This is a genomic window from Ilumatobacter sp. (assembly GCF_039969435.1).
Classification (GTDB): domain Bacteria; phylum Actinomycetota; class Acidimicrobiia; order Acidimicrobiales; family Ilumatobacteraceae; genus Ilumatobacter_A.
Genome location: NZ_JBDVNU010000034.1, coordinates 61,473 through 67,957, shown reverse-complemented (window position 1 = coordinate 67,957; position 6,485 = coordinate 61,473). Strand labels below are relative to the sequence as shown.

General features: G+C 67.5%; 8 protein-coding genes. 4 read left to right on the top strand and 4 right to left on the bottom strand.

The annotated features are described in order from the left end of the window. The coding region (locus tag ABJK40_RS16925; RefSeq protein ID WP_348510346.1) for an enoyl-CoA hydratase-related protein at positions 1 to 491 on the top strand (491 nt) is incomplete at its 5' end. Here the strand turns inward: ABJK40_RS16925 and ABJK40_RS16920 are convergent. The 4 genes from ABJK40_RS16920 to ABJK40_RS16905 form a co-directional block, all read right to left on the bottom strand. Further along, entirely contained in the window at positions 476 to 1,492 is a 1,017-nt protein-coding gene (locus tag ABJK40_RS16920; RefSeq protein ID WP_348480599.1) for a cupin domain-containing protein, read from the bottom strand. The genes ABJK40_RS16925 and ABJK40_RS16920 overlap by 16 nt on opposite strands. Before the next feature lie 149 nt (positions 1,493 to 1,641). Continuing rightward, complete coding sequence (locus ABJK40_RS16915; RefSeq protein ID WP_348480600.1) at positions 1,642 to 1,821, bottom strand: hypothetical protein; 180 nt, start codon at positions 1,819 to 1,821, stop codon at positions 1,642 to 1,644. A gap of 58 nt (positions 1,822 to 1,879) precedes the next feature. Beyond that, positions 1,880 to 2,326 (bottom strand): PA2169 family four-helix-bundle protein, encoded by a 447-nt coding sequence (locus ABJK40_RS16910; RefSeq protein WP_348480601.1) that lies wholly within the window; start codon positions 2,324 to 2,326, stop codon positions 1,880 to 1,882. A gap of 131 nt (positions 2,327 to 2,457) precedes the next feature. Further along, complete coding sequence (locus tag ABJK40_RS16905) at positions 2,458 to 2,655, bottom strand: hypothetical protein (protein ID WP_348480602.1); 198 nt, start codon at positions 2,653 to 2,655, stop codon at positions 2,458 to 2,460. Between the two features lie 122 nt (positions 2,656 to 2,777). Here ABJK40_RS16905 and ABJK40_RS16900 point away from each other — a divergent pair, with 122 nt between their 5' ends. From ABJK40_RS16900 to ABJK40_RS16890, 3 genes are all read left to right on the top strand, one after another. Then, positions 2,778 to 4,016 carry an aminotransferase class V-fold PLP-dependent enzyme gene (locus tag ABJK40_RS16900; RefSeq protein WP_348480603.1) on the top strand — a complete coding sequence of 413 codons (1,239 nt, stop codon included), beginning with the start codon at positions 2,778 to 2,780 and terminating at the stop codon, positions 4,014 to 4,016. A 96-nt stretch (positions 4,017 to 4,112) separates the two neighbouring features. Beyond that, complete coding sequence (locus tag ABJK40_RS16895) at positions 4,113 to 5,177, top strand: hypothetical protein (RefSeq protein ID WP_348480604.1); 1,065 nt, start codon at positions 4,113 to 4,115, stop codon at positions 5,175 to 5,177. Positions 5,178 to 5,226: 49 nt separating this feature from the next. Further along, positions 5,227 to 6,483 carry a cytochrome P450 gene (locus ABJK40_RS16890; RefSeq protein WP_348480605.1) on the top strand — a complete coding sequence of 419 codons (1,257 nt, stop codon included), beginning with the start codon at positions 5,227 to 5,229 and terminating at the stop codon, positions 6,481 to 6,483. Positions 6,484 to 6,485: the final 2 nt, after the last annotated feature.

Genomic DNA, 6,485 nt, shown 5'->3' with positions numbered 1-6,485 from the left:
TTCCGATCGTGGCTGCGGTGAATGGTGCGGCGGTGGGGTGGGGGATGGAGTTGGCGGTGATGGCTGACATCCGTGTGGCGTCGGAGCGGGCGAGGTTCGGTGAACTGTTCGTCAAGCGTGGGTTGTGCTGTGACGTGGCGGGGATGTCTCGTCTGGTTCAGTTGATCGGTCGGGAACGGACTGCGGAGTTGTTGTTCACGGGGCGGGTGATCGACGGGGTGGAGGCCGAGCGGATCGGTTTGGTGTCGCGGGTCGTGCCGCACGAGGGGTTGCTTGCGGCGGCCAATGAGGTTGCTGCGTCGATCGCTGAGAATCCGCCGCTTGCGGTGCGGGCGCTCAAGGCGGGGTTGCGTCGCGCGCTCGATCCGGACTGGGACGATCTGGGCCGGTGGGTCAGTTCGACTCTCGGTGATCTGTTCGCCACCGACGACCACAAGGAGGGCGTCGCTGCGTTCCTGGAGAAGCGCGAGGCGAACTACGTCGGACGCTGACCGTCGTCGGTCGGTGCGGCGAACTCGCACAATCGCACCTCCAGGAATCGGCGAGCGATGATGACCCGGCTCGCCGGATCGAGGCCGTCGAGGTCCGACACGGAGTGAGGTCGTCCGGTCGCGAGCTGTCGGATCGCCGGTTCACACGACGACGGGGCGTCGAGATGGTGCGCTCCGTCGTCCACGCGGATCCGTCCGTCTTCGAGCGAGGAGATGGACCACTCCGCTCTCCCTCGGACGATGGTCTCGGTCCCGTCGATCGACACGACGTCGACGGCTCGTCGCAGCCCTCCGCCAACGGACAGGTCCTGACGTGGGCGTGACCGTTCACGCGCTGCGACGACGTGGGCATCGAGGGAGCCGAGGTGGACCAGGAGGTCGTCCAGACGGTGCCCGATGGCGTCGCCGAGTGCGGCGTCGTCGCGGTACAGGAGAGGGAGTGGGTCGTCGAGTGCGGCGGGGCCGTCGCGCAGCAGTCGTTGCACGACCGACCGATAGGTCACGCGCAGGATGCCGATGGTGAGGTGGAGCGACGTCTCGTCGGTCGATGCTGCGCTGTGGCGGGTGTCGGCCGGGAGGTAGAGCACGTCTCCGTCACGAAGTTCGATCTCGCCCATCCCGTCGACGGTCCACGACTTGGTCCCGTGCAACTGCACCACGAACACGTCGTGACGGTCGACATGCGGTGCCAGGCCCTGCGACCTCGGAGGCGTGAGGTAGGCGTTGGCCTGGACGGGGTGCGACACCTCGTCGGACAAGAGCGCCACGAAGCGCGCGGTCGAGTCGAGCGTGCGGTGGAGCGACTGGGCGACGACCGTTGCGCCACCGGCGAACAACTCGGCCACGCGACCAGCGTCGATCACGTCGTCGAAGTCAGCGCCCCCGAGTCGACGCACACAGGTGTATCGGTCGGGAGCGATCGGGCGTCCGTCGTCGACGAGGCGGATCAGCGGCCGGCGCGGCGACGAGGAGATGAAGCGGTCGAGCGCATCGACGCTCAAAACGTCGCCGAAGCCGCCTGGGCCGACCCGGAATCGGTGCGGTCGTCGGCCCCAGTCGTCCGTCGCGAAGCGAGTCGCATCACCGACCAGACGCGCAAGTGCGCCGCCGGATCTCTCCGGCGGCGCACCTGCGATCCGATCCTGGATGTTCAGGACTCGTCGCCCGTGTCCTGGGAGTGCTCTCCCGGGGCGTCGAGGTTCTCGTCGTTCTCGGTGGGCTCGTCGCCGGTGTCGGCGGAGTGCTCACCCGGAGCGTCGAGGTTCTCGTCGTCCTCGGTGGGTCCGGTGGAGACGTCGTCGTTGGAGATGGATGCGTTGTCGTTGCTCATGAACGGCGACGTACCCACTCGAACCGAGACCTATTCCTCCCGATCGGGAACCGAGTCGTCAGACGGTGTCGCGCAACCGCTTGACCTCGGCGTGAGCGGTCGCGATCACAGCGTGCTGGCGCTGCACGACCGTGCGCAGGTCGGCGGAGATCTCGGTGTTGGCGAGCGCCTTGTCGTACTCGGACAGCGCATGGTCTTCACCCTGCTCGGCGGCGTCGAGGACGCCGTCCGGGTCGGAACCGGCGAGCGCGTCCTTCAGCGACATCCATCCGCGGTGCACCGCAGCGAGAACCGAACCGTCCTCGTCGATGTCGTCGCCGTACGCCGCCGCCATCGTCTCGAGCTCGGCGGAGAAGCCGGCGCGCTGTTCGGCGAACTCACGGAACTTGGGGGCGATATCGGCGCGATTGGTGTCGGCGAGCTTGTCGGCTGCATCGGCGAAGCCTTTGCGGCCGTCCTCGAGGGTCTCGATGAGGTCCTTGGTGATCTTGCGGTCGACTGACATGGAAGCTCCTTGTGTGGCGGGGGAATGGTGCACTCGCCGAGCGTCTCGGCGAGAAGCGGGAAATACCCCAGGCCGTGCGATGTCATTCGTGGCGACTCGCGTATCACCCGTTCGTGGGCCCCGCCATGCGGTCAGTTCCCGTCGGTGAACGCATCCTTCAGCGCGGTGACGACGTACACGATCGACAGCGCCAGGAACGCCGCTCCGATCACGGCGCGCACCTGGTCCTCCCCGAACGGTGAGCGCCTCGCCACCGGTCGGGCGACGGCGCCCGCCACCGAGCTGCGCCATCCACGGAGTCCTGCCAGTCCGACCTGCTTCGTCTGCATGACCTGGAACTACCCACACCTGCGGCGATCCACGCACGGCGCACCGATGGAGTCGGCGACAGGTGGTCGGTCCGTGGACGACCGGGTGCCGGAACCGTGGCCGACACTCGTACTCTCGCCCGATGACCACACGTCCGACGACCCTGCGCTCGACGACATCGACGACATCGACGACCTTGCGCCACGGCCGCCTCCATGTCGCGATCCCCGGCCCCTCGATCATCCCCGAGCGAGTGCTCGCGGCGATGCAGCGGCCGATGCCGAACATCTACGAAGGTCCGCTCGTCGACGTGTCGAGCAGCCTGTTCGCCGACCTCCCGAAGATCGCTCGAACCGAGGGTGAGGCGTTCATCGTGATCGGCAACGGACATGCCGCATGGCAGATGGCGGTCTCGAACACGATGCGACGCGGCCGCAAGGTGTTGGTCCTCGAGTCCGGTCGGTTCGCCGTCGTCTGGGGCGAGCAGGCCGCGCTCAGTGGGGTCGACGTCGAGGTGCTTCCCGGTGCGGTCGACGGCCCGGTCGACCCCGGAGCCGTCGAGGATCGTCTGCGAGCCGACGTCGACCGCGGGATCGAGGCGGTGCTCGTGGTGCTGACCGACACCGCGAGCAGCGTGCGCAACGACATCCCGGCGATCCGTCGCGCGATCGATTCCGCCCGTCACCCGGCGCTGCTCATGGTCGACGCCATCGCGTCGCTGGCGTGCGAACCGTTCGAGATGGACGAGTGGGGTGTCGACGTCACGGTCGCCGCGAGCCAGAAGGGCCTGATGACGCCACCCGGCATCGCATTCGTGTGGGCCAACGACAAGGCGCTCGCTGCGCACGAGCGGGCCGACATGCGCGTCGGCTACTTCGACTGGGAGTCGCGTCTCGACGTCGATGCGCACTATCAGCTGTACAACGGCACGCCGCCGATCTCGCATCTCTACGCACTGCGCGAAGCGCTCGACATGATCTTCGAGGAAGGGCTCGAGAACACATGGCGCCGCCACGAGGTGCTCGCCCGGTCGGTGTGGGCGGCCGTCGATGCGTGGGGCGGTGGACGCTCGGACGGATTGAGCTGCGGCATCGCCACCGTCGAGTGTCGCTCCCATGCCGTCACCACGGTGCGAACGGGCTCCGTCGACGCCACCCGACTCCGCGAGGTGTGCGAGGACCAGGCCGGGTTGACCCTCGGGCTCGGGATCGGCGCCGACGTCGACCGCCAGTTCCGGATCGGCCACATGGGCCACCTCAACCCGCCGATGCTGCTCGGCACCCTCGGCACGATCGAGGCGGGACTCCACTCGCTCGGTGCGACCATCGGTTCGTCCGGCGTGGCGGCGGCGGCCCGGGTGATCGGCGACGCCTTCGCGTGAGGTGATACGACAAATCGGAGACAGAGGCCCCCGAAAAGGCGCATACTTCGTTGACCGGGTGCATCCGCAGCCCGCTCACAGAACGGCTCGGCAGCCATGCGTACTCAGCTCCCCCATCGTCTGATCGCAGGGGTCGTCGCCCCGGCTCTGCTCGTGCTCGCTGCGTGCGGGTCCTCCGACACCGACAGTTCGACGGGGACCGATGTGACGGACTCGTCCGTTGCACCGGTGACCGATCCGATCACCGTCGACACCGAGGCGCCCGCCACCGAGCCGGCGACCACCGCGGCTCCCACCACGGAGCCAGCGTCGACCGAACCATCGTCCACCGAGTCCCCGGTCACGGAGCCCCCTGACACGGAGCCCCCTGACACGGGCGCACCGTCCGACGGTCCGAGCGAAGGAATCGACAGTGAATTCTGCGGTATCGGGCAGGAGCTCGAGGGGCTCGACTTCGACCTGACCGCATCGCCCGAGGACCTGCGGGCGACCTTCGACGAGTTCTTCGAGCTCGCCGATGAAGCGATCGCCGTCGCCCCCGACCGCTTCCGGCCGTTCATCGAGCGAACCACGGAACTGCAGCGCGCGTTCTTCGACGTGCTCGAACGCAACGACTTCGACTTCGACGCTGCGGCGAACGACCCCGACGGCGATGCACTCGCTTCGTTCGACACGCTGGACGAGGAGTTCCCGGGCGTCGAAGCCGAACTCGACGCGTACTGCGGTTTCGGCGACGAGGCCGCAGCGGGCGACGCGCTCGTCGGCGAACTGCCGCTCGACGGTGACGACGTGGACGGCACCGCGGTCTGTGGATACCTCGAACTGCTCGCCCTCGGCGGTTTCATCGGTGCGAGCGACGCCGTGCCGCAGGCGAGCACAGCGTCGTGCTCGATCGTGGGCGAATTCGCGAGCGTCAACCTGGTGATCTCGCAGAACGCGGCGGCGGCGAACTACGACAACTCGGTCGAGCTCCTGGGAGTCGAGACCGAACTCCCCGACCTCGGCACGAAGGGCTTCGCGAGCGGCCCGTCCGTGGTGGTGCTCGCCGACGACACGCTGGTCTCGCTGCAGATCGTCGGCAGACGCGATGCGGAGGAGATCACCCAGGAGGATCGCATCGCCGCCATGGAGACCATCCTCGCGGCACTCGCCACGGCCTGATCGTCCTGACGAAGCGGGACTTCGGACCGCGCCGTCGTAATCTCGGGCGATGTCCACCCGACTGATCGAACCGTCCTTCTGGAAGCAGCCCCTCGACGACCGGATGCGCGAGATGATCGACATCCGCGCCGCCGGTCCGTTCTCCGAGGTCGAGTTCCTGAACGAGATGACGGGCCAGCACGAGCGCTTCTTCGCCGTCACCCGCTACGACGAGATCGTCGCGATCTCCAAGAACGCCAAGGCGTTCAGCTCGGCGCAGGGTGCGGTGTCGGTCGTCGACCTGCCCCCCGAGGCACTCGAGTTCTTCGGATCGTTCATCAACATGGACAACCCGCGTCATCAGCGTCAGCGTGCCATCGTCGCCAAGACGTTCACGCCGACCGACCTCGCGAACGTGCTCGAATCGGTCGAGAAGGTCTCGACGGAGGTGATCGACGGGTTCTGCGAACGGGGCGAGGTCGACCTCGTCGAGGTGCTGTCGCAGCCGTACCCGCTGCTGATCATCTGCGACATGATGGGGATCCCGCGCAGCGAGTTCACGACGGTTCTCGACTCCACCAACGTCATCCTCAGCGGTGGCGACCCCGAGTTCATCGGTGACGGTGACCCGATGATGGCGATGTTCGGCGCCGGCATGCAGCTCACCGAGCTGATGAACGGGCTCGCCGAAGAGCGACGCAAGAGTCCCACCGACGACCTCACCTCCAAGCTCGTCCACAACGACCTCGACGGCGAGATGCTCGCTCCCGAGGAGGTCGCCCCGTTCTTCATCCTCCTGGCCGTGGCCGGCAACGACACCACCCGCACGGCGATCAGCCACGGCATGAACCTGCTGTCACAGCACCCGGACCAGCGGGCGATCTGGCAGAACGACGTCGTCGGGGTCACCGCCACGGCGGTGGAGGAGATCGTCCGCTACTCGTCGCCGGTCACGTTCATGCGACGCACTTTGACCACCGACATGACGATGTCGGGTCACGACTTCGTCGAAGGCGACAAGGTGGTCATGCTGTACGGCGCAGCGAACCGGGATCCGAGTGCTTTCTCGGATCCGGAGCGATTCGACGTGCTGCGCAATCCGAACCCGCACCTGGGGTTCGGTGGACCGGGCCCCCACTTCTGCCTCGGAGCGAACCTCGCACGCCGCGAACTCGCCGTGGTGTTCCGTGACCTGTTCGCACGGCTCCCCGACATCGAGGTGTCGGGCGAGGTCGTCCCGCTCGACGTGGCGGGAATCCCGCTCGTCACCGGCATCAAGCATCTGCCGGTGACGTTCACGCCGACGGCGCGCGTGGGAACCGACTGACC